The sequence below is a fragment of the Pseudomonas sp. GW821-FHT05D12 genome, from assembly GCF_059419825.1.
Window position 1 is genome coordinate 158832 of sequence record NZ_JBWKSN010000012.1, and the last position, 20789, is coordinate 179620.

At 61.4% G+C, this 20789-nt stretch carries 22 protein-coding genes; 13 read left to right on the top strand and 9 right to left on the bottom strand.

All coding sequences use genetic code 11. The features are described 5' to 3' along the window. Positions 1 to 6: 6 nt before the first annotated feature. Together AC07SI_RS22370 and AC07SI_RS22375 are read right to left on the bottom strand one after the other, a co-directional pair. Positions 7 to 1098: a hypothetical protein gene (locus tag AC07SI_RS22370; RefSeq protein WP_495006527.1), complete on the bottom strand. Its 1092-nt coding sequence runs from the start codon at positions 1096 to 1098 to the stop codon at positions 7 to 9. Between the two features lie 242 nt (positions 1099 to 1340). Continuing rightward, positions 1341 to 1661: a DUF2288 domain-containing protein gene (locus tag AC07SI_RS22375; protein ID WP_495006528.1), complete on the bottom strand. Its 321-nt coding sequence runs from the start codon at positions 1659 to 1661 to the stop codon at positions 1341 to 1343. A gap of 341 nt (positions 1662 to 2002) precedes the next feature. Here AC07SI_RS22375 and AC07SI_RS22380 point away from each other — a divergent pair, with 341 nt between their 5' ends. The 9 genes from AC07SI_RS22380 (at position 2003) to AC07SI_RS22420 (ending at position 9720) form a co-directional block, all read left to right on the top strand. Continuing rightward, positions 2003 to 3130 carry a branched-chain amino acid ABC transporter substrate-binding protein gene (locus AC07SI_RS22380; protein ID WP_065902951.1) on the top strand — a complete coding sequence of 376 codons (1128 nt, stop codon included), beginning with the start codon at positions 2003 to 2005 and terminating at the stop codon, positions 3128 to 3130. A 228-nt stretch (positions 3131 to 3358) separates the two neighbouring features. Beyond that, the gene (livH, locus tag AC07SI_RS22385) at positions 3359 to 4282 is read left to right on the top strand and encodes a high-affinity branched-chain amino acid ABC transporter permease LivH (RefSeq protein WP_017735932.1); all 924 of its coding nucleotides are present in this window, start codon (positions 3359 to 3361) and stop codon (positions 4280 to 4282) included. Beyond that, the gene (locus AC07SI_RS22390) at positions 4279 to 5532 is read left to right on the top strand and encodes a high-affinity branched-chain amino acid ABC transporter permease LivM (RefSeq protein ID WP_065902953.1); all 1254 of its coding nucleotides are present in this window, start codon (positions 4279 to 4281) and stop codon (positions 5530 to 5532) included. Before livH ends, AC07SI_RS22390 begins: the two co-directional genes overlap by 4 nt. Then, a complete protein-coding gene (livG, locus tag AC07SI_RS22395) occupies positions 5529 to 6296 on the top strand; it encodes a high-affinity branched-chain amino acid ABC transporter ATP-binding protein LivG (RefSeq protein ID WP_012722652.1) in 768 nt (255 codons plus the stop codon). The genes AC07SI_RS22390 and livG overlap by 4 nt, the downstream gene beginning before the upstream one ends. A 1-nt stretch (position 6297) precedes the next feature. Further along, a complete protein-coding gene (locus AC07SI_RS22400; protein ID WP_010212366.1) occupies positions 6298 to 6999 on the top strand; it encodes an ABC transporter ATP-binding protein in 702 nt (233 codons plus the stop codon). 258 nt (positions 7000 to 7257) lie between these two features. Beyond that, on the top strand, positions 7258 to 7563 hold the full coding sequence (locus AC07SI_RS22405) for a BufA1 family periplasmic bufferin-type metallophore (RefSeq protein ID WP_495006529.1): 306 nt from the start codon (positions 7258 to 7260) through the stop codon (positions 7561 to 7563). A 23-nt stretch (positions 7564 to 7586) separates the two neighbouring features. Then, positions 7587 to 8465: an MNIO family bufferin maturase gene (gene bufB / locus AC07SI_RS22410; protein ID WP_495006530.1), complete on the top strand. Its 879-nt coding sequence runs from the start codon at positions 7587 to 7589 to the stop codon at positions 8463 to 8465. After that, positions 8462 to 9238 carry an HvfC/BufC family peptide modification chaperone gene (locus tag AC07SI_RS22415; RefSeq protein ID WP_495006531.1) on the top strand — a complete coding sequence of 259 codons (777 nt, stop codon included), beginning with the start codon at positions 8462 to 8464 and terminating at the stop codon, positions 9236 to 9238. Before bufB ends, AC07SI_RS22415 begins: the two co-directional genes overlap by 4 nt. Further along, complete coding sequence (locus tag AC07SI_RS22420; RefSeq protein ID WP_106804928.1) at positions 9235 to 9720, top strand: DoxX family protein; 486 nt, start codon at positions 9235 to 9237, stop codon at positions 9718 to 9720. The genes AC07SI_RS22415 and AC07SI_RS22420 overlap by 4 nt, the downstream gene beginning before the upstream one ends. Here AC07SI_RS22420 and AC07SI_RS22425 read toward each other — a convergent pair. After that, positions 9717 to 10625 (bottom strand): LysR family transcriptional regulator, encoded by a 909-nt coding sequence (locus AC07SI_RS22425; protein ID WP_120447803.1) that lies wholly within the window; start codon positions 10623 to 10625, stop codon positions 9717 to 9719. The two genes, AC07SI_RS22420 and AC07SI_RS22425, sit on opposite strands and share 4 nt — an antisense overlap. A gap of 103 nt (positions 10626 to 10728) precedes the next feature. Between AC07SI_RS22425 and AC07SI_RS22430 the strand changes: the two genes are divergently transcribed. Beyond that, positions 10729 to 11328: a short chain dehydrogenase gene (locus AC07SI_RS22430; RefSeq protein ID WP_120447802.1), complete on the top strand. Its 600-nt coding sequence runs from the start codon at positions 10729 to 10731 to the stop codon at positions 11326 to 11328. On the opposite strand, the gene AC07SI_RS22435 is transcribed toward AC07SI_RS22430, so the two are convergent. Then, positions 11313 to 11693 (bottom strand): hypothetical protein, encoded by a 381-nt coding sequence (locus AC07SI_RS22435; protein WP_495006532.1) that lies wholly within the window; start codon positions 11691 to 11693, stop codon positions 11313 to 11315. The genes AC07SI_RS22430 and AC07SI_RS22435 overlap by 16 nt on opposite strands. Before the next feature lie 181 nt (positions 11694 to 11874). On the opposite strand from AC07SI_RS22435, the gene AC07SI_RS22440 reads away from it, so the two are divergent. Further along, entirely contained in the window at positions 11875 to 12546 is a 672-nt protein-coding gene (locus tag AC07SI_RS22440) for a COG3650 family protein (RefSeq protein ID WP_065902972.1), read from the top strand. Positions 12547 to 12652: 106 nt separating this feature from the next. Further along, positions 12653 to 14266, top strand: coding sequence for an NAD(P)/FAD-dependent oxidoreductase (locus AC07SI_RS22445; RefSeq protein WP_065902974.1), 1614 nt, complete (start codon positions 12653 to 12655; stop codon positions 14264 to 14266). A gap of 74 nt (positions 14267 to 14340) precedes the next feature. Here the strand turns inward: AC07SI_RS22445 and AC07SI_RS22450 are convergent, their stop codons facing one another. Further along, a complete protein-coding gene (locus tag AC07SI_RS22450; protein WP_065902976.1) occupies positions 14341 to 15435 on the bottom strand; it encodes a PLP-dependent cysteine synthase family protein in 1095 nt (364 codons plus the stop codon). 215 nt (positions 15436 to 15650) lie between these two features. On the opposite strand from AC07SI_RS22450, the gene nhaA reads away from it, so the two are divergent. Beyond that, positions 15651 to 16826, top strand: coding sequence for a Na+/H+ antiporter NhaA (nhaA, locus tag AC07SI_RS22455; RefSeq protein ID WP_065902978.1), 1176 nt, complete (start codon positions 15651 to 15653; stop codon positions 16824 to 16826). A gap of 77 nt (positions 16827 to 16903) precedes the next feature. On the opposite strand, the gene AC07SI_RS22460 is transcribed toward nhaA, so the two are convergent. The 4 genes from AC07SI_RS22460 to AC07SI_RS22475 form a co-directional block, all read right to left on the bottom strand. Beyond that, complete coding sequence (locus tag AC07SI_RS22460) at positions 16904 to 17368, bottom strand: outer membrane lipoprotein (protein ID WP_003189251.1); 465 nt, start codon at positions 17366 to 17368, stop codon at positions 16904 to 16906. Positions 17369 to 17633: 265 nt separating this feature from the next. Next, positions 17634 to 18281: a pyridoxamine 5'-phosphate oxidase gene (gene pdxH, locus AC07SI_RS22465; protein ID WP_495006533.1), complete on the bottom strand. Its 648-nt coding sequence runs from the start codon at positions 18279 to 18281 to the stop codon at positions 17634 to 17636. A 27-nt stretch (positions 18282 to 18308) separates the two neighbouring features. Next, positions 18309 to 19445 carry an OmpA family protein gene (locus tag AC07SI_RS22470; RefSeq protein ID WP_495006534.1) on the bottom strand — a complete coding sequence of 379 codons (1137 nt, stop codon included), beginning with the start codon at positions 19443 to 19445 and terminating at the stop codon, positions 18309 to 18311. Between the two features lie 144 nt (positions 19446 to 19589). Beyond that, positions 19590 to 20735 carry a serine hydrolase domain-containing protein gene (locus tag AC07SI_RS22475; protein ID WP_106805713.1) on the bottom strand — a complete coding sequence of 382 codons (1146 nt, stop codon included), beginning with the start codon at positions 20733 to 20735 and terminating at the stop codon, positions 19590 to 19592. Positions 20736 to 20789 lie beyond the last annotated feature (54 nt).

Below are 20789 nucleotides of genomic sequence, written 5' to 3' on the forward strand. Positions count from 1 at the left end.
GCGACATCAGCCGGCCGCGCGCTGGCGCAGGAAGGTAAGGATGACTTGCTCGTCTGCGCGCTTCAGCGGCCGGGGCAACTGCTTGGGCCAGCCTGCACCGTCGGTGCCGAAGACCTTCTGCTGTTCTTCCACGTCCCAGCCACGAATTTCCTTGAAGGCCGACTCCCACCAGCCGTGTCGACACACGTCGTAGTACGGGTGCTTGGGTGCCGAGCTGCCGTAGAGCAAGTCGCGACCGACCCGCTTCAGGTGTTTGCGCTGATTGCGCAGTTTCCATTTGATCCGCAGCCGCTGCCAAGGGGATGGCACGGGCTTGACCTGCGGCACATCCAGGCAACGCGCTACCAGCTCAGGGCCGAACGCTTCGCCGTAGAGACTGAAAAAGTGCGCCTGCATGGCGTGGAAGAAGCGCTTGTCGGCGAAGTAGTGATGGACGAACTTGTTCGCCTCGCGCACCGTCTTGTCGCGCATCGCGAAGGAAATCGCGATCTGCTCGATGGTGTGGATATCGAACGAGCCCTGGGTCCACTCATCGATCCAGCGAATCGCGGCCTCGAGCAGCGGCGTGTCACTGGCGCGTACGCCGCACAGGCCACTGTTATAGAGCTTGAAACTATTGCCGGCGCAAATGCCATGCGCCTGCAGGTGCTCACCCAACTTGAGGTAGTCGGGGCGCTGGCACACGTAGCTCCAGTCGTATTCGAAGCCATCCATCACATACTGGTCGGGCGCGATGAGTTCGAAGACGCGATGGGGGGACTTGAGGAACAGCGTGTCGGTGTCGACGAACAGGGTCTTGTCCGCCAGCTTCAACCCCTGGGCAATCGCACAGGCCTTGCGGCGGTGGATGTAACCGTTGCTTCCCTGCCATTGGGTGAGGGTCTGCTCATCGAGGTGAACGGTTTCGACCGGCCAGCCGGCGAAATCCTGCGGGCGATCGGTCATGACCCGGATGCACAGCGACTCGCCCTGCTTGAGCTGCGCCAGCGCGGTGAGGATGCTGAATTTCGCTTCGCGCCGGTAAACATCCTGATTACCGTAAATGAGGTAAAGCAGTTGCTGCGACGTTTTCTCTAGAGGGGGCAGCGCTGAAGGCATAACGGGCTCCGGATGACAGGCGGCGAACTTTACCGGAATTCGATGCTTCCTACGCTACGATCTGACAGCCACCCGCTTTATATACACACCGAGAAACAATTCCCGGAGCCATCCAGTGCCTGGAGAACTGTTCCCATGACGTGCGCGTCACCTTGGGCTGTGACCTTTCTTCACGGCAAGATGCCATCACCGCCCTGGCGGTTACTCCGCTACACACTTTTGCAGCGAAACAACACGCACCATTAAGGTGCTAACTTCGCCTGCGATGCCCTTTCCTGGATCAGTATCCAAGGCGAAACCACCACGGCCCACAAGCCTGGATCGCGCTCCACCAGGTCCAATGCCCGCGTCGCAGACACTTCGCCCAAGCTGCCCGAGGCCAGCCAGGCAGCGACTTTGTCACGGTTATCCTCGGCCATGCCCTCGGCGGCCTCGATCAAATCCAGGCCAGCGTCGACCCACAATAGGGCACCCTTGGCAAAGAACGGTTCAAGCTCCTTCCAGGAAATTTCGGCGGTTTCACCGAGCAGCTTGGCATAGAGGGTGCTAGGTTCTTGCGTCATGGGAATTCACCTGAATAAAAAATCGGCGCAATCATAACGTCGCAGGTCAGGCAGAAAAACCCAGTTGCAAATGAGGCATCGATTGAAAGTGTCAGGAAAGCCAAGGATTGCCCGAGACTCTGGCATCACCCCGCCGCAATTCTGTCTTTTTCTTTCATTTAAGCGACATACCCGGGTTTTGCCCCCAGCAGCCAGCTTTTCAAGCGATCAACCGGCGCTCTACACTGTACCGGTACAGTTGCCAGGGCACTGCCGGGGGGATATCCGAGATATCTGATCCGGTTCTACAGCTCACAAGGCCGCTAGAACTATAAAAAATACAACAGTAAGAGTGGAGCACTATGAATAAGGCTACTAAGCAGATTTCCAAACTGTTTGCCGCTATGGTCCTGGCTGGGGTTGCCGGCCATTCGTTCGCAGCTGACACCATCAAGATTGGTATCGCCGGCCCTAAAACCGGTCCTGTGACGCAATACGGTGACATGCAATTCATGGGTGCCAAGCAAGCCATCGCCGACATTAACGCCAAGGGCGGCGTCGACGGCAAGTTGCTCGAAGCCAAGGAATACGACGACGCTTGCGATCCTAAACAAGCCGTTGCCGTCGCCAACAAAGTGGTCAACGACGGCGTCAAGTTCGTGGTCGGTCACCTCTGCTCCAGCTCCACTCAGCCAGCGTCCGATATTTATGAAGACGAAGGCGTGATCATGATTACCCCGGCGGCCACCAGCCCGGAAATCACCGCCCGTGGCTACAAGCTGATCTTCCGCACCATCGGCCTGGACAGCGCCCAGGGCCCTGCAGCCGGTAACTACATCGCCGATCACGTGAAGCCGAAAATCGTGGCTGTCCTGCACGACAAACAGCAATACGGTGAAGGCATCGCCACCGCCGTCAAGCAGACTCTCGAGAAGAAAGGCACCAAGGTTGCCGTCTTCGAAGGCCTGAACGCCGGTGACAAAGACTTCTCCTCGATCATCCAGAAGCTCAAGCAAGCCAACGTCGACTTCGTCTACTACGGCGGCTACCACCCAGAGCTGGGCCTGATCCTGCGCCAAGCCAAGGAAAAAGGCCTGAACGCCAAGTTCATGGGCCCAGAAGGCGTCGGCAACGACTCCATCTCGCAGATCGCCCAAGGCGCTTCGGAAGGCCTGCTGGTGACCCTGCCGAAATCCTTCGACACCGATCCGGCCAACAAGGCCATTGTTGAAGAGTTCGCCAAGAACAAACAGGACCCAACCGGTCCATTCGTATTCCCGGCCTACTCGGCCGTTGAAGTGATCGCCGGCGGTATTGCCGCTGCGAAGAGCGAAGACACCGCCAAAGTGGCAGCCGCCATCCACGCGGGTACCTTCAAGACACCTACTGGCGAGCTGAGCTTCGACGCCAAGGGCGACCTGAAGGACTTCAAGTTCGTGGTCTACGAATGGCACTTCGGCAAACCAAAAACCGAAGTTTCCCCTCAGTAAGCCAGGCGTTACTGGTCAACAAGCCCACTGTGAGAGCAGTGGGCTTTGTTTTACGAGGTTTATGGGCCTGTCACCCGCGATCCGGGCGCTGGCTCACCTGAAAATCTTAAAACCGTCACCAGCGGTTCGCTGGCAAACGCTTTGTGCAAATGTGCTCATAGAACACAGCACAGGGCCGGAACATGACTCCACCAGTGAAATGCGTATCGGGTTTTTAGGAGCGCTGTAATGCCTGAGATCTATCATTTTTTCCAACAGCTGGTTAATGGCCTGACCATTGGCAGCACCTATGCCTTGATAGCCATTGGCTACACAATGGTTTACGGCATCATTGGAATGATCAACTTCGCCCATGGCGAGGTGTACATGATTGGTTCCTACGTGGCCTTCATCGCCCTTGCCGGGCTGGCCATGATGGGTATCCACTCACTGCCGCTGTTGATGACCGCCGCGTTCATCGCGTCGATCGTCGTGACCAGTGCCTATGGCTACAGTATCGAGCGGGTTGCCTACCGTCCCTTGCGTGGCAGCAACCGTCTGATCCCGCTGATTTCCGCTATCGGCATGTCGATTTTCCTGCAGAACACCGTATTGCTGTCCCAGGACTCCAAGGATAAATCCATCCCCAACCTGATCCCGGGGAGCATCTCCTTCGGTCCGGGTGGCGCGGAAGAAGTCCTGATTTCCTACATGCAGATCCTGGTCTTCGTCGTCACCCTGGTGGCCATGCTGGGCCTGACCCTGTTCATCTCCCGCTCCCGTCTGGGGCGCGCCTGCCGGGCCTGCGCCGAAGACATCAAGATGGCCAACCTGCTGGGCATCAACACCAACAACATCATTGCCCTGACCTTCGTCATCGGTGCCGCACTCGCGGCAGTGGCTGCCGTGCTGCTGAGCATGCAGTACGGCGTGATCAACCCCAACGCCGGTTTCCTGGTAGGCCTCAAGGCCTTTACCGCGGCGGTATTGGGCGGCATCGGCAGCATTCCGGGCGCCATGCTCGGCGGGCTGGTGCTGGGTGTGGCCGAGGCCTTTGGCGCCGATATCTTCGGCGACCAGTACAAGGACGTCGTGGCGTTCGGCCTGTTGGTTCTGGTGCTGTTGTTCCGTCCGACCGGCATCCTGGGCCGTCCGGAGGTTGAGAAAGTATGAGCAGATATCTTAAATCGGCGTTTTTCAGCGCCTTGCTGGTGTGGGCCGTGGCCTTCCCGGTACTCGGCCTCAAGCTGAGCATTGTCGGCATCAACCTCGAAGTGCATGGCACCGGCCCCGTGACCCTGACCATCATTGCCCTGTGCTCGGTGCTGATGTTCCTGCGCGTGCTGTTCACCCAGCAGGTCGGCGCCTTGTTCAAGCGCGACCGTGGCCCACTGGTTTCGCCCAAGGTCAGTCAATTCCTGACCCTGCCGCGCACCCAGCGCTACATCATCATTGCCTTGATCATCGCTGCGCTGATCTGGCCGTTCTTCGGCTCGCGCGGTGCGGTCGACATCGCGACCCTGATCCTGATCTACGTGTTGCTGGGCCTGGGCCTGAACATCGTGGTGGGCCTCGCCGGCCTGCTCGACCTGGGTTATGTGGGCTTCTACGCCGTGGGTGCCTACACCTACGCGCTGCTCTCGCATTACCTGGGGTGGAGTTTCTGGATCTGCCTGCCCCTGGCGGGTATGGCCGCGGCCACGTTCGGCTTCCTGCTGGGCTTCCCGGTCCTGCGCCTGCGCGGTGACTACCTGGCCATCGTGACCCTGGGCTTCGGTGAAATCATCCGTCTGTTCCTGCGTAACCTGACCGATATCACGGGCGGCCCCAACGGCATCAGCAGCATCCCCAAGCCTACGTTCTTCGGGCTGTCGTTCGACCGCACCGCAGCCGAAGGCATGCAGACCTTCCACGAGTACTTCGGGATCGACTACAACCCGGTGAGCAAAGTGGTGTTCCTGTACCTGGTGGCGCTGTTGCTGGCATTGGCCGCCCTGTTCGTGATCAACCGCCTGCTGCGCATGCCGATCGGTCGCGCGTGGGAAGCGCTGCGCGAAGATGAAATCGCCTGCCGGGCCCTGGGCCTGAACCCGACCATCATCAAGCTTTCCGCGTTCACCCTGGGCGCCGCGTTCGCCGGTTTTGCCGGCAGCTTCTTTGCCGCGCGCCAAGGCCTGGTGACCCCGGAGTCGTTCACCTTCATCGAGTCGGCGATCATCCTCGCCATCGTGGTGCTGGGTGGCATGGGCTCGCAACTGGGCGTGATTCTGGCGGCGATCGTGATGATCCTGCTGCCGGAAATGATGCGTGAGTTCAGCGAATACCGCATGTTGATGTTCGGCGCCATGATGGTGCTGATGATGATCTGGCGACCTCAAGGCTTGCTGCCCATGCAACGTCCACACATGGAGCTGCGCAAATGAGCCGCGAGATCCTGAAAGTCGAAAACTTGAGCATGCGCTTCGGCGGCTTGCTGGCGGTCAACGGCGTGGCCCTGACCGTGAAAGAGAAACAAGTGGTGGCGCTGATCGGCCCGAACGGCGCCGGCAAGACCACGGTGTTCAACTGCCTCACCGGTTTCTACAAGCCGAGCGGCGGCAGCATCCTGCTGGACGGCCAGCCGATCCAGGGCCTGGCCGGTCACGAGATCGCCCGCAAGGGCGTGGTGCGGACCTTCCAGAACGTGCGGCTGTTCAAGGACATGACGGCGGTCGAGAACCTGCTGATCGCCCAGCATCGTCACCTGAACACCAACTTCTTCGCAGGCCTGTTCAAGACCCCGGCGTTTCGCAAGAGCGAGCGCGAGGCCATGGAGTACGCCGAGTATTGGCTGGACAAGGTCAACCTGACCGAGTTCGCCAACCGCCCGGCGGGCACCCTCGCCTACGGTCAGCAACGTCGCCTGGAAATCGCCCGCTGCATGATGACCCGCCCGCGGATCCTGATGCTCGACGAACCGGCGGCCGGCCTCAACCCCAAGGAAACCGAAGACCTCAAGGCGCTGATCGGCGTGTTGCGTGAGGAAAACAACGCCACCGTGCTGTTGATCGAACACGACATGAAACTGGTCATGAGCATTTCCGACCACATCGTGGTGATCAACCAGGGCACGCCGCTGGCCGACGGGACGCCGGAGCAGATCCGCGACAATCCTGAAGTGATCAAAGCCTATCTGGGGGAAGCGTAAAATGCTGCAATTCGAAAACGTTTCCACTTTCTACGGCAAGATCCAGGCCCTGCACAGCGTCAACGTGGAAGTGCGCCAAGGGGAAATCGTCACGTTGATCGGCGCCAACGGCGCCGGCAAATCGACCTTGCTGATGACCCTGTGCGGTTCGCCGCAGGCCCACAGCGGCAGCATCCGCTACATGGGTGAAGAGCTGGTGGGCCAGCAGTCGTCGCAGATCATGCGCAAGAGCATTGCGGTCGTGCCGGAAGGCCGCCGTGTGTTCTCGCGCCTGACCGTCGAGGAGAACCTGGCCATGGGCGGGTTCTTCACCGACAAGGGCGATTACCAGGAGCAGATGGACAAGGTGCTGCACCTGTTTCCACGGCTCAAGGAACGCTTCAGCCAGCGCGGCGGCACCATGTCCGGCGGCGAGCAGCAAATGCTCGCCATCGGCCGTGCGCTGATGAGCAAACCCAAGCTGCTGCTGCTCGACGAGCCTTCCCTGGGCCTGGCGCCGATCATCATCCAGCAGATCTTCGACATCATCGAACAGCTGCGCAAGGACGGTGTGACGGTGTTCCTGGTGGAGCAGAACGCCAACCAGGCGCTGAAGATCGCCGACCGTGCCTACGTGCTGGAGAACGGCCGGGTGGTGATGCAAGGCACCGGCGAGCAGCTGCTCACCGATCCAAAGGTGCGTGAGGCGTACCTGGGCGGTTAAGAGAAGGTTGCGGTAGCAACCGGATCAAAAATGTGGGAGCGGGCTTGCCCGCGAATACGCTGGATCAGCCAAGTATCTAATGGCTGACACAGCGCATTCGTGGACAAGCCCGCTCCCACATTTGCTTTGTGGGGTGCCTGAATGTTGCCAAGCCTGAAATTATTTTTGCTGGGTTTGTAACGAATTCCCCCCCAACATCTCTAGTGGTACAAGCAGGCACTCAAGCCCGCCAACTCAACCCACTGCTGGAGATTCAACATGACCACCACTACCCGCTCGCTGTCCGCCGCTACCCTCGTCCTGGCCCTGGGTTCTGCCTTTAGCCTGTCCGCCCTGAGCACCACTGCCCACGCCGCCGACGACATGCAGAAATGCTTCGGTGTCGCCGAAGCCGGCAAGAACGATTGCGCCGCAGGCGCTGGCACATCCTGCGCCGGCACCTCGAAAGTCAAAGACCAGGCCAACGCCTGGAAACTGGTACCGGCCGGCACCTGCGCCAAAACCCCAAGCTCCACCTCGCCGACCGGTTTCGGCCAGGAAGCTGCCTTCACCGCCAAGTCCTGAAACCCTGGTCAGCCTGAGTACTGATGATGACGCTTTCATCCCTGCAAACGCCCTCGCCGGCTCAGGCGCCCGGCCTCCCCTGTCGGGCCGGGCTGGGGCTGAAGACCGAGCACTTCGCGCACGTGCTCGAGACTTCGCCCGACCTCGGTTTTTTTGAAGTACACGCCGAAAACTACATGGTGGCCGGCGGTCCGTTTCATCACTACCTGGGGTTGATCCGCGCGCAGTACCCGCTGTCGCTGCACGGCGTGGGCCTGTCCATCGGCGGTGAAAGCCCGCTCAACCGGGACCACCTGGCACGCTTGGCGGCCCTGATCGAACGCTATCAACCCCACTCATTTTCCGAACACCTGGCCTGGTCGAGCCACGGCCCGGTGTTTCTCAACGACCTGCTGCCGCTGGCCTACGATGCCGCCACCCTGAACCGGGTGTGCGCACACGTCGACCAGGTCCAGGACACGCTCAAGCGGCCGATGCTGCTGGAGAACCCGTCGACGTACCTGCAGTTCGAGCGTTCCACCCTGGACGAGACCGACTTCATCAGCGAGGTCATCCGGCGCACCGGCTGTGGCCTGCTGCTCGACGTGAACAACGTCTACGTGTCGTGCATCAACCATGAACGTGACCCGCAGGCCTATCTCGACGCCCTGCCGCTGCACGCGGTGGGTGAGATTCATCTGGCCGGCTTTGCCGAAGACACTGACAGCCTGGGCGACCGCCTGCTGATTGATGATCACGGCGCGCCCATCGATAACGCCGTGTGGCAGTTGTACGAACAGGTACTGGCACGCATCGGCCCGGTGGCGACGCTGATCGAGCGAGACAACCAGGTACCGGCCTTCAGCGTGCTCCTGGCCGAAGCCGAGCACGCCGAACAGCACTTGTCGCAGGTACGCCCATGAGCCTTCACGACGCATTTGCCAAGGCCCTGCTGGCGCCCGACCAGGCTTGCCCCGACGGACTCTTCAGCAGCAATGGCGCCGACCCTGCCAGCCGCTTTGCGGTGTATCGCAACAATGTACACAGCGCGTTGATCAACGCCTTGGCGACAGCCTACCCGGTGACCTTGCAACTGGTGGGAGATGAGTTCTTTCGCGCCATGGCCGGGCTCTACGTGCAAGCGTCGCCCCCCACCAGCCCGTTGATCAGTGAGTACGGCAGCACGCTGGCCGAGTTCATCCACGCGTTCGAACCCGCCGCCAGCGTGCCGTACCTCGCTGACGTGGCGCGCCTTGAGCGTCTGCGCGTGTGCGCCTATCACGCTGCGGATACGCCTGTGCTGGAGCAGCCAGCCATTCTCCATGCGCTGCAAGGCCAGACAGATCTGGGGCAATTGCGCCTGCAATTGCACCCGTCCCTCGCCACCCTGAATTCCGCCTATGCGGTGGTGGCAGTGTGGGCCGCGCACCAGACCGAGGACGCCATGGCCACCCTGAACCCCTGGCACGCCCAAGGCGCGCTGGTGTTGCGCCAGGGCCTGGCGGTCAAGGTGTTCGCCATCGACAGCGGCTCAGTCGCCTTTATCGACAGCCTCAAGCACGGCGCAGCGCTGGAAATGGCCGTGACCCACGCCCTCGAAGCCTCGGCCGAATTCGACCTGCACCACTGCCTGACCCTGCTGATCAGCCACGACGTCATCACTCATTTGCACCTTGAACCGAAGGTATCGCCATGAACACATCCCCATCGTGCCTGGTAAAGCGGGCCATCGTGCTTTTCGAAAAAATCCCCTACAGCCTGATCGCCTTTCTCGCACGCTTCTCGATTGCCGCGGTGTTCTGGAAGTCCGGGCAGACCAAGGTCGAAGGCTTTGCGATTGACCTGGTCAGCGGCACCTTCCAGCTGGGCGCACCGAAACTGGCGGCCTCGACCTTGCCGCTGTTTCGCAGCGAATACCACGTGCCGCTGCTGTCACCGGAAGTGGCGGCGCACCTGGCAGCGTTTGCCGAGCATTTTTTCCCGGTGTTGATCCTGGTCGGGTTCGCCACGCGCTTTTCGGCCCTGGCCCTGATCGGCATGACCCTGGTGATTCAGCTGTTTGTATACCCCGATGCCTACCCGACCCACGGCACCTGGATCGCCTTGTTGCTGCTGTTGGTCGCCAAGGGGCCGGGTTGCCTGTCCATCGATCACCTGATCGCGCGCCGTTACCGTTAAAGCCGGTCCAGGGCCTCGCCGCTGCGCTTGAACCAGTCCACCAGGTAGTCGGCCAGTACCTGGGTGCGGCGCGGCAGCCCGCCCTGGTAAGGATGGACCAGGTACATCGGCAGGCTCCGCGTCTGATAATCGCGCAGCAGCCAGCGTAACCGGCCGTCAGCCAGTTCCGCCGGCAAGACGTAGGACGGCAGGCGAGCGATGCCGGCCCCCACCAGGGCGGCCTTTTTCAGCAGGTTGTAGTGGTTGGAGGCGAAGGTGCCACTGACCCGCACCCGCAGCAATTCGTGTTGCTGGTGGTACAACCATTCCTCCCGCCCGCTGTAGTGGCTGTTGAGCAGGCAGCGGTGTGCGGCCAGGTCTGCCGGGGTCTGGGGTTCGCCATATTGCTCGAGGTAAGCCGGGCTGGCACACGTCATCTCGTGCCAGGCCAGCAACGGCTTGGCCACCAGGCGCTCGTTTTCAATCGCCCCCGAGCGCACACCCAAGTCAAAGCCGTCCCGCGCCAGGTCCCGGTAGCTGTTATTGAGCTCCAGTTCGATCTGCACCTGCGGGTATTGCTTGGAAAACTCCAGCAACAAGCCATCGAAGAAGGTTTCGCCCAGCGACACCGGCACCGTCATGCGCACCGGCCCGGCCAAGTCATCCTTGAGCCGCGCCAACGCCTGGCGGGCGCGATCCACTTGCACCACCAGCGCCTGGGCCTGGGGTAACAAGGCCGCACCGGCAGCGGTCAGGCTGAGCTTGCGCGTGGTGCGGTGCAGCAGCACCACGGCGTACTGCGCCTCCAACTGGCTGATGCGCTTGGACAATTGCCCCTTGCTGCAGCCCAACTGCTCGGCCGCCACGGTAAAACTGCCCGCCTCGATCAGTACGGCGAAGGCCGCCAGGTCATCCATCTCGCTCATGGATTGTTTCCATTTGAAAACCAAAGGTTGCCTATTAGCGCGTTTATCCAGCAGAAAAGCCACACTAGACTGAACCTTCACTTACCCCTGGAGGAACAGCAGCATGAAAATCCTTTTGATTGGCGCCAGCGGCACCGTCGGCTCTGCGGTCAAGGCAGAACTGGCCCAGCGTCACGACGTGATCAGCATCGGTCGCAGCAGCGGCGACTTCCAGGTGGACATCAGCGACAGCGCCTCGATCCGCCGGCTGTTCGAACAAACCGGCAAGTTCGATGCACTGGTCTGCGCGGCAGGCAGTGTGAACTTCGTGCCGCTGGGTGACATGCACGACAGCGACTTCGAACTCGGCCTGCGGGACAAACTGATGGGCCAGGTCAACCTGCTGCTGATCGGGCGTGAGTACGCCAATGATGGCGCCTCGTTCACCTTCACCAGCGGCATTCTGAACCGCGACCCGATCCGTACCGGTGCCTCGGCGGCACTGGTCAACGGCGCGCTGGATGCGTTCGTCAAAGCCGCGGCAATCGAATTGCCACGTGGCCTGCGCATCAACTCCGTCAGCCCGACGGTGCTGCTGGAAGCCATGGACAGCTACGCACCGTACTTCCGTGGCTACAAGCCGGCGACCGGCGCCGACGTGGCGTTGGCCTACGCCAAAAGCGTGGAAGGCTTGCAGACCGGTCAGACCTACATCGTCGGTTGAGACGCGACGGCCTCACGGGAGATTTGAGACATCCATTCATTCACCAGCGCGCGCGGGGCAAACATCACGAACTCCCCGCCCAGCTGGCCTTGAACCCTGGACGTATTCAGCCGGTAGCCGTCCACATAGAGCGTCAGGTCCCGCTGATACGTCAGCAGCGTGATGGATTGGGTCCTCGCCCTGGCCTCTGGACTCAACGTGACACTGACTTCAACGCGAGACGGGTCGGGGTCTTCAGGTCTTTTCAGCGTCACCGAGATCTTCGTGAAGTCGGTGGCCGACCAGTAGACGAGCCGGGCGGGCTCGTCTGCACAGGCCGCACTCGCCCAGAGCAGGAGAACGCACAGGCTCCATTTGATGTTCATGGCAATCTCCGACCCAAAGATCTCGACTTTCTCACGACGTATCTGCCCTAACTATAGGAAACATTCCCCTTTGCACCGCCTGATTTCCCAACGCGTGGAGAACAGGTATTCAAACTGTGTCCCGTACTTGTGATGCAGCGCCAGCCTGCGTAACGTGGCGGCACTTGTCTGGAGACCCGATATGCGCGCCGCCCGTACCCTCGCCCTGTTTGCCTTGCTCCCCCTGTTCGCCGCCTGCCAGATGTTCGAAAGCGAGCCGGCCAAGCCGTCTCTCGCCGGAATGACCCGCATGCAGGGTGAACTCACCGCAGTGGGTGGCAAGCTGCTGTTCCAGCCGTGCAACGATAAACGCAACTACGTGGTCAACGACACCGGCGGCACCAGCATCCTGCAGGAGGCCGCCTCCCTGGCCGGCCAGCAGGGCGCGTTGTTTGCCGACCTGCGCGGCAAGTTTTCCGGGGTCGCCAGCGGCACCCAGGGTTCGGTAGACCTGCAACAGCTCTACCGTGTGGAACGCTCGACCTCGGCCTGCGACGACCCGGACTTCAAGCGCATGATCCTGCGGGCCAACGGCCACAAACCGGCCTGGGCGATGAATGTCACGGCCAAGGGCATGGTGCTGGAACGCGAAGGCCAGCCACCACTGGCGGTGCCGTACGTCGAAGAGCAGATGGGCGACGGCCGTTTCAACCTGATGACCGAAGCCAATAACCAGCACATCGAACTGTGGGTGGCCCCGCAGCGTTGCATCGACAGCGTCAGCGGCAGCTTGCAACACATGACTGCCGAGTTACGCGTCAACGGCCAGGTACAGCGTGGTTGCGCGTCGTTCGGCGGCTCGCGGGACGACTGATTCGGCCCTGCGCTGTTTTAACATGTCGGAAAACCGCCATTGGGGCTTATAATCGCCGGTTTGCAAAACAGCCGGCCTCTCTGCCCGCCGCCTACCGGATCCCGTCATGTTACGAATCACCGAACTCAAGCTGCCCATCGACCATCCCGAAGAAGACCTGCGGCCTGCCATCGTGCAGCGCCTGGGCATCGCCAGTGATGACCTGCTCGATTTCACCCTGTTCAAGCGCAGCTACGACGCCCGCAAGAAGTCGTCGGAGCTGTGCTTCATCTACACCATCGACCTGAACGTGAAAGGCGAAGCCGCGCTGCTGCTCAAGTTCGCCGACGACCGCAACGTCAACCCCGCGCCGGACGTGAGCTACAAAGTCGTCGGCCAGGCGCCGGAAGGCCTGGTCGAGCGCCCAATCGTGGTCGGTTTCGGCCCGTGCGGGATCTTCGCCGGGCTGTTGCTCGCGCAGATGGGCTTCAAGCCGATCATCCTCGAACGCGGCAAGGAAGTGCGCCAGCGCACCAAGGACACCTGGGGCCTGTGGCGTAAAAGCGTGCTCAACCCCGAGTCCAACGTGCAATTCGGCGAGGGCGGCGCCGGGACCTTTTCCGACGGCAAGCTCTACAGCCAGATCAAGGACCCGAAATTCCACGGCCGCAAAGTCCTGCACGAGTTCGTCAAGGCCGGCGCGCCGGAAGAAATCCTCTACGTCAGCAAGCCGCACATCGGTACATTCCGCCTGACCGGCGTGGTGGAAAACATGCGCGAGCAGATCATCGCCCTCGGCGGTGAAGTGCGCTTCGAGCAGCGCGTCACCGACGTGCTGATCGAGGACGGCCAACTGAACGGCGTGGTCATCGACGGTGGCGAGCAGATCCTTTCCAGGCACGTGATCCTGGCCTTGGGCCATAGCGCCCGCGACACCTTCCGCATGCTGCATGGCCGTGGCGTGTACATGGAAGCCAAGCCGTTCTCGGTGGGTTTCCGTATCGAACACCCGCAGTCGCTGATCGATGCCGCGCGCCTGGGCAAATACGCCGGGCACCCGAAACTCGGTGCCGCCGACTACAAACTGGTGCACCACGCCAAGAACGGTCGTTCGGTCTACAGCTTCTGCATGTGCCCGGGCGGCACCGTGGTGGCAGCAACCTCCGAGCCGAACCGCGTGGTCACCAACGGCATGAGCCAGTACTCGCGTAACGAGCGCAACGCCAACTCCGGCATCGTGGTCGGCATCACCCCTGAGGTGGACTACCCCGGCGGCCCGTTGGCCGGTATCGAGCTGCAGGAACGCCTGGAATCTCACGCCTACATCCTCGGCGGCAGCAACTACGAAGCACCGGCGCAACTGGTAGGTGATTTCATTGCCGGCAAGCCGTCTACCGCCCTTGGCAGTGTGGAACCGTCCTACAAACCGGGCGTGGCCCTCGGTGACCTGGCCCTGGCCTTGCCGGACTTTGCCATCGAGGCGATCCGCGAAGCGCTGCCGGCGTTCGAGAAGCAGATCAAGGGTTACTCGCTGCACGATGCGGTGTTGACGGGTATCGAGACTCGCACCTCGTCGCCGCTGCGGATTACCCGTGATGAATCGATGCAGAGCCTGAACGTGAAAGGCCTGTTCCCGGCGGGTGAAGGCGCAGGCTATGCCGGCGGGATTCTGTCGGCCGGTGTTGACGGGATTCGGATTGCCGAGGCGTTGGCGCGGGATATGTTGGGCCTCCAAGCCTGACACATTCCCCTGTAGGAGCCCGGCTTGTCGATTCGGCGCAGCGCCTCGAATCGGCAAGCCGGGCTCCTGCAAGGTTAAATGTTGGCGCGCAGGATGCTGTCCGGCAACGCCTCGCCGTGCTCCACGCTGGCCGCCACGGCCGCGATCAAACCGTCCAGGGCATAGCCCTGCCCCGCCAGCCACGCCTGATCGTAATAGGTGGTTGCATACCGCTCGCCGCCATCGCACAAAATCGCCACGATCGACCCCGACTCCCCCGCAGCCTTCATCTGCTGCGCCGCCACCAGCGCGCCAATCAGGTTGGTCCCGCTGGAACCCCCGACCCGCCGCCCCAACCGCTCGGCCAGGTAATGCATGGCCGCCAGTGACAGCGCATCCGGGACCTTGACCATCGCATCAATGACCTTGGGCAAAAACGACGCCTCGACGCGTGGCCGGCCAATGCCTTCGATGCGCGAACCGCAGTCCAGGCGCAGGCTGGCGTCGCCACTCTGGTAGAAATCGAAAAACACCGAGCGCTCGGCATCCGCACACAACACGCGGGTGCAGTGCTGGCGGTAGCGCACATACCGTCCGAGGGTGGCGGTGGTGCCGCCAGTGCCGGGGCTGGAGATCAACCAGCTTGGCTCAGGATGCTGCTCGAAGCGCATCTGCTGGAAAATCGACTCGGCGATGTTGTTGTTCGCGCGCCAATCGGTGGCGCGTTCGGCGTAAGTGAACTGGTCCATGAAGTGCCCGCCGCTTTCCTGCGCCAGGCGCTCGGATTCGGCGTAGATCTGCGTCGGATCCTGAACCAGATGGCTCTTGCCGCCATAGAAGGCAATCTGCGCGATCTTCTCCTGGGAGGTGGTGGCCGGCATCACCGCAATGAACGGCAAGCCGAGCAGGCGTGCGAAGTAGGCCTCGGAGATCGCCGTCGAACCGCTGGACGCCTCGATCACCGGCGCGCCGGGCTTGAGCCAGCCATTGCACAGTGCGTACAGGAACAGCGAACGCGCGAGGCGATGTTTCAGGCTGCCGGTGGGGTGACTGGACTCATCCTTGAAGTACAACTCAATACCCGGCAAGCCTGGCAGCGGCAAGGGAATCAGGTGCGTGTCGGCGCTGCGCTGGAAGTCTGCTTCAATGATACGAATGGCTTCGCGGGCCCAAGGACGGTGGTCGCTCATGGCGGGGCTCTCTAAGGGTTTCAGCGCTAACTTTAAGGGTTTTCCTACACTGCACACAGATACAGTGAAGACTCAATTGGACACACAATTGCTAGGCTCAGGCGCAATGCCACCCGAGCCTGTCCCTTATAACAAATAAGAATATAACTTTTGTTTTAACAACTAACGGTACGGGTTAGGGTACCCACCTATTGAACCTCATTGGAGAGCATCCCTTGCCTCTGCGTAGCACTTTCACGCGTTTCTTCCAGCTGGAAGCCGCCAGCGGTCTGTTATTGATCGCCGCTGCGGCCCTGGCCCTGATTATCAACAATTCGCCCTTGTCACACCTGTACGCGGCGTTTCTCGACGTGCCGGTGGTGGCGCAGATAGGCGCGCTGAAAATCGCCAAGCCAGCCCTGTTGTGGATCAACGATGGCCTGATGGCCTTGTTCTTTCTGCTGATCGGCCTGGAGGTCAAGCGCGAGCTGCTTGATGGTCACCTGTCCAAGCCATCGCAAGTGGTACTGCCCGGTGCAGCCGCCATCGGCGGCATGGTCGTGCCAGCGCTGATCTACTGGGCGATCAACAAGGACTACCCCGCCGCACTCTCCGGCTGGGCGATACCGATGGCCACCGACATCGCCTTCGCCCTGGGCGTGCTGGCGCTGCTGGGCAAGCGCGTGCCAGTGTCGTTGAAGCTGTTCCTGATGACCCTGGCGATCATCGATGACCTGGGCGCGATCATTGTCATTGCCGTGTTCTACTCTGCCGACCTGTCGGGTGCCGCCCTGGCAGGTGCGGGCGCCTGCCTGATCGCCCTGATCGCGATGAACCGCCTGGGCGTGATCAAGCTCGGGCCGTACCTGATCATTGGCCTGATCCTGTGGGTCTGCGTACTCAAGAGCGGTGTACACGCGACCCTGGCCGGCGTGACCCTGGCGTTCTGCATCCCGATGCGCACTAAGAACGCCGAAGCCTCGCCACTGATGACCCTGGAACACGCCCTGCACCCGTGGGTGGCCTACGGCATCCTGCCGCTGTTCGCCTTCGCCAATGCGGGTGTTTCGCTGACCGGCGTCAGCCTCGAAAGCTTCACCCACCACGTGCCGATGGGCATCGCCGCCGGCCTGTTGATCGGCAAAACCGTCGGGGTGTTCGGCCTCACCTGGCTGGCCATCAAGACCGGCCTCGCCGCCCTGCCCAGCGGCGCAAATTGGGGCCAGGTGTTCGGCGTGGCAATCCTGTGCGGCATCGGCTTCACCATGAGCCTGTTCGTCGGTTCCCTGGCGTTTGTACCGGGGGCCAGCGAGTTCGCCGGCGAGGACCGCATGGGGATTCTGACCGGGTCGATCCTGGCGGCATGCATCGGCTACGCGGTAACGGCGATGGCGAGCCGCAAGAAAGCCTGAGCTGACTGAACCCTCACCCATGAAAAAACCCCAACCGGTTACCCGGTTGGGGTTTTTCTTTGCCTGCCGATTACCGCTTAGCGGGTAACGCGGCTGGTGCCATCAACGGTCATGATGCGCACGCGGTCGCCGATGCGGAAGATTTCATTCTCCTGCACGGCCTGCACGTAGGCGCGCATGCTGCCATCGTCTTCACGAACGGTGATTTCCACACCTTGGGTGCGGGTCAGGCCTTCTTCGGTCGCCGAGCCCAGCAGGCCACCGGCAACGGCGCCGATCACGGCAGTCACGATGCTGCCACGGCCGCCACCGATGGCGCTGCCGCCTACGCCGCCGATGACTGCGCCAGCAGCGCCGCCGATTGGGGTCTTGGTACCTTCGATTTTCACCGGACGCAGGGATTCGATGGTGCCCATGCGCACGGTCTGCACACGACGTGCTTCGTCACGGGAGTACGAGTCGCCGGTCAGACTCGAGGCGCAGCCACCCAACAGCAACGACAGGGTGGTAAAGCAGGCAACCAGTAAAACGGACTTACGCATAGCATCAACTCCAAAGGACAGGTATTCATTAGACGCTGCGGCTTGGCGCCTGTCACGGCAAGCCCCGCAGAAAATTGCTTTCATTCAGCCTGAGTACAGACAGCCAGTAACAGAAAACTCGACGAACGGTAGCTTGGCCTTTGTGCCAAGAGATGTATCGACTGTTCCATCATTGTAGCCGCGCAGCCGCACGCAACCCAAACCTCCTGATATAGAGACGTGAGCGCGGCGGACAACATTCAGGCGAAGTGACGAAAGGTGAGGTTCAGGGCGCGAGGCGCTCGCGGACCCAGTCGGCCCCTTGCAGGCGGTAGTTCAGGCGATCATGCAGGCGGCTCGCGCGGCCTTGCCAGAACTCGATGCGCTCGGGCAGCAGGCGGTAACCGCCCCAATGCTCGGGACAGTCGGGCTGGCTGTCACTGAAGCGCTGCTCGGTGGCCTTGAGCAGGTCCTGCAGTTCTTCGCGATCACGGATGACCCGGCTCTGCGGAGACGCCCAGGCTCCCAGGCGGCTGCCCAATGGGCGCACCTGGTAGTAAGCGTCCGATTCCTCAGGCGTGACCTTGACCACCCGCCCTTCGATGCGCACCTGGCGCTCGAGGGTCGGCCAGAAGAAGGTCATGGCCGCGAAGGGCCGCGCCGCGAGCTGTTCGCCCTTGGCGCTCTGATAGTTGGTGAAGAAGGTAAAGCCCTGCGCATCCAGGCCCTTGAGCAACAGGATGCGGCAATGTGGGCGACCGTCCTGGTCAACCGTGGCCAACGTCATGGCATTGGCCTCCACCGGCGGTTGCTCGGTTTTCACCGCATCGCCAAACCACTGGTGGAACAACGCAAACGGTTCGCTCGGGGCCTGGGCCTCGCTCAAACCGTCCCGTGTGTAGTCACGGCGCATATCGGCCAGTGCCTGGGTCATGCAGCTTTATCCTTCTGGTTCAACGGATCAGTTTTTCGCCTGGTCGTTCGCGGCCGGAGTAGCGGCCTTGGCTGGCGCCGGCTTCTTGGCAGCGGGCTTGGCCGGGGCCTTTTTGGCGGCGGGCTTGGCAGCGGCTTTCTTGGCGACAGGCGCTTTTTTCGCCGCAGCCTTGGCGGCCGGAGCCGGTGCTGGAACATCCTGCACGGCGACCATCTCAGCCACAGGCGGCGTTTTGCCCGACTGGTATTTGCTCAGCAAGGCCAACATCGTTGTACGCTGAGTGAACATGATTTCCATGCGACGGTTCAGCGCACGCCCCTGGGTGCTGTCGTTGGCGGCACGCGGCATAAGGTCGCCCATGCCACGCAGCATCAGGCGGTCCTGCTTGAGGCCGCTGAGGCTGAAGATCGAGGCGATCGATTGCGCACGTTCCTTGGTCAACGCCTGGCTGGCCGGAGCAGTGCCGGTGGCATCCACATGGCCGAGTACCAGTACGGCGGTTTTCGGATCCGCTTCAACTGCCTTGGCGACGCGCGTGAACGGGCCCAGGGTGACCGGCAGCAACATGGCCGGGCGCTTAGGGTTGTAGGAGCCGTCTACCGGGGCGATCACCACCAGTACATTGTCACGACGTTCCAGTTGCAGGTTGCTGTCCTTGATGGCCGCGCGCAGGCGTGGCTCATAGTCGTCCAGCCAGGCCTGGGTGATTTTCGGGTCAGGCATCGGCACGTTGGTCACGTCGACCTTGGCCAATGGCTTGGGTTTGCTTTCGAACGGCCACCACCAGTGGGTCTCGGTGTCGGTCTTGGCAACGGTCGGTGCAGGTTCTGCAGCCTTCAGGTCAGCCTTGGCATCAGCGGCTTTCTCGTCGGCGCTCTTGGAAGAGAACGGCCACCAGCTGGAACCGGTGTCAGCCTTGGCGACCGGCGCAGGTGCAGCGGCTGGTGCCGGGGCAGCAGCGGCGGCTACCGGTGCGGCAGGCTTGGCGCCGGCAGCAGGCTTGGCATCCGGCTTGGCGTCGGTTTGGGCGACTGCATCCTTGGTAGCGGCTTTATCCGATCCAAATGACCACCAATGCCCGCCTTCGGCATCATTTTGTGGAGTTTGTGCGCAACCGGTAATGGTGAGGCAAAGCGCCAGTGCCAAGGACTTGTTCGATAACATGAGATATCCACAAAATGAGAAAAGAAACGGGGGTCTGGATGACCCGTTAAACAGACGCTTACAGAACATTAAAGTTACAACATTTCGTTCAGCGTCTTTCTTATAGTTGCCTTTGTAACAAAAAAACGTGAAACAGCAAGGGGTTTACAGACAACCGGCCAATATTCCGACCAACTTCTGTGCCCGTGGGTCCATTAGTACGTAAGGCCCCAGTGTATTAGTCACGAAACCGAACGCTACATCATGTTCCGGATCGGCAAAACCCACCGAACCACCGGCGCCAGGGTGCCCGAAAGCACGCGGGCCAAGGCCGAAGGTGGCATTGGGCAGCTGCGGTTGATCCAACATACAACCCAGGCCAAAACGGGTTTGTGTCAATAATGTTTTATCCGGCCCGATACTGTGTTCGCGGGTCAATTGTTCGAGCATGTCGGCTTCGAGCAAACTACCGTCCAACAAACCGCTATAGAAACCCGCCAGGCTGCGTGCATTACCGTGGCCATTTGCCGCTGGCTGCTGCATGCGTCGCCATTCAGGTTTATTAGTACTGGTCAGAATAGACGGTGGGTTGGCAAATGCCCGCGTAGTCATGGCGGTCGGTTCCCGCATCATTACTTGCAATAAGCGTTGTGCGGCTTCATCACCCATATTGCCTTTGCTGCGCGCTATATGGGCGACGCGATAAAATTCTTCATCGGCCAGGCCGACATGAAAGTCCAGTCCCAGCGGCCGCGCCACCCGGGCGACGATGGACTCACCGGGCCCACGCCCGTCGGCGCGGCGCAGCAGTTCACCCACCAGCCAACCATAGGTGATCGCCTCGTAGCCGTGGCCTTGGCCTGGGGTCCACCACGGCGCTTCGGCCGCCAGGGTGTCGACCATCAGTTGCCAGTCGTACAGGGCTTCGGTGGGCAGCATCTCGCGGATCGCCGGCAAGCCCGCCTGGTGGCAGAGCAGTTGGCGCAGGGTGATGGCTTCCTTGCCAGCAGCGGCAAATTCCGGCCAGTAGTTGGCGACGGGCGCATCCAGTTGCAGCTTGCCTTCGGCAACCAATTGCAGGGCCGTGACGGCGGTGAAGGTCTTGGTGCAGGAGAACAGGTTGACGATAGTGTCGCTGTGCCAGGCCTCGGCTCCATCCTTGTCGGCGGTACCGGCCCACAGGTCGACGACGGTTTCGCCGCCGATCTGGATGCAGAGCCCGGCACCACGCTCCTGCGGGTCATCGAACAAGGCGGCGAACGCTTCACGTACCGCTTCAAACTGAAGTTCGTAATGACCCTGAATCTGCACCTGAGCGCCCTCGAAAAACACCGTTAAAAGTGGCCGACATTGTTCCAGCCCTTG

Excerpts from the sequence above, each read along its gene's own strand:
- AC07SI_RS22415 (WP_495006531.1), top strand. The coding sequence starts at position 8,462 with ATGAGCCTTCACGACGCATTTGCCAAGGCCCTGCTGGCGCCCGACCAG.
- livH (WP_017735932.1), top strand. The coding sequence starts at position 3,359 with ATGCCTGAGATCTATCATTTTTTCCAACAGCTGGTTAATGGCCTGACC.
- pdxH (WP_495006533.1), bottom strand. The coding sequence starts at position 18,281 with ATGACCCAGGCACTGGCCGATATGCGCCGTGACTACACACGGGACGGT.
- AC07SI_RS22445 (WP_065902974.1), top strand. The coding sequence starts at position 12,653 with ATGTTACGAATCACCGAACTCAAGCTGCCCATCGACCATCCCGAAGAA.
- AC07SI_RS22400 (WP_010212366.1), top strand. The coding sequence starts at position 6,298 with ATGCTGCAATTCGAAAACGTTTCCACTTTCTACGGCAAGATCCAGGCC.
- bufB (WP_495006530.1), top strand. The coding sequence starts at position 7,587 with ATGATGACGCTTTCATCCCTGCAAACGCCCTCGCCGGCTCAGGCGCCC.
- AC07SI_RS22440 (WP_065902972.1), top strand. The coding sequence starts at position 11,875 with ATGCGCGCCGCCCGTACCCTCGCCCTGTTTGCCTTGCTCCCCCTGTTC.
- AC07SI_RS22450 (WP_065902976.1), bottom strand. The coding sequence starts at position 15,435 with ATGAGCGACCACCGTCCTTGGGCCCGCGAAGCCATTCGTATCATTGAA.
- AC07SI_RS22405 (WP_495006529.1), top strand. The coding sequence starts at position 7,258 with ATGACCACCACTACCCGCTCGCTGTCCGCCGCTACCCTCGTCCTGGCC.
- AC07SI_RS22375 (WP_495006528.1), bottom strand. The coding sequence starts at position 1,661 with ATGACGCAAGAACCTAGCACCCTCTATGCCAAGCTGCTCGGTGAAACC.
- AC07SI_RS22380 (WP_065902951.1), top strand. The coding sequence starts at position 2,003 with ATGAATAAGGCTACTAAGCAGATTTCCAAACTGTTTGCCGCTATGGTC.
- AC07SI_RS22470 (WP_495006534.1), bottom strand. The coding sequence starts at position 19,445 with ATGTTATCGAACAAGTCCTTGGCACTGGCGCTTTGCCTCACCATTACC.
- AC07SI_RS22420 (WP_106804928.1), top strand. The coding sequence starts at position 9,235 with ATGAACACATCCCCATCGTGCCTGGTAAAGCGGGCCATCGTGCTTTTC.
- AC07SI_RS22430 (WP_120447802.1), top strand. The coding sequence starts at position 10,729 with ATGAAAATCCTTTTGATTGGCGCCAGCGGCACCGTCGGCTCTGCGGTC.
- AC07SI_RS22435 (WP_495006532.1), bottom strand. The coding sequence starts at position 11,693 with ATGAACATCAAATGGAGCCTGTGCGTTCTCCTGCTCTGGGCGAGTGCG.
- AC07SI_RS22460 (WP_003189251.1), bottom strand. The coding sequence starts at position 17,368 with ATGCGTAAGTCCGTTTTACTGGTTGCCTGCTTTACCACCCTGTCGTTG.
- AC07SI_RS22425 (WP_120447803.1), bottom strand. The coding sequence starts at position 10,625 with ATGAGCGAGATGGATGACCTGGCGGCCTTCGCCGTACTGATCGAGGCG.
- AC07SI_RS22370 (WP_495006527.1), bottom strand. The coding sequence starts at position 1,098 with ATGCCTTCAGCGCTGCCCCCTCTAGAGAAAACGTCGCAGCAACTGCTT.
- livG (WP_012722652.1), top strand. The coding sequence starts at position 5,529 with ATGAGCCGCGAGATCCTGAAAGTCGAAAACTTGAGCATGCGCTTCGGC.
- AC07SI_RS22390 (WP_065902953.1), top strand. The coding sequence starts at position 4,279 with ATGAGCAGATATCTTAAATCGGCGTTTTTCAGCGCCTTGCTGGTGTGG.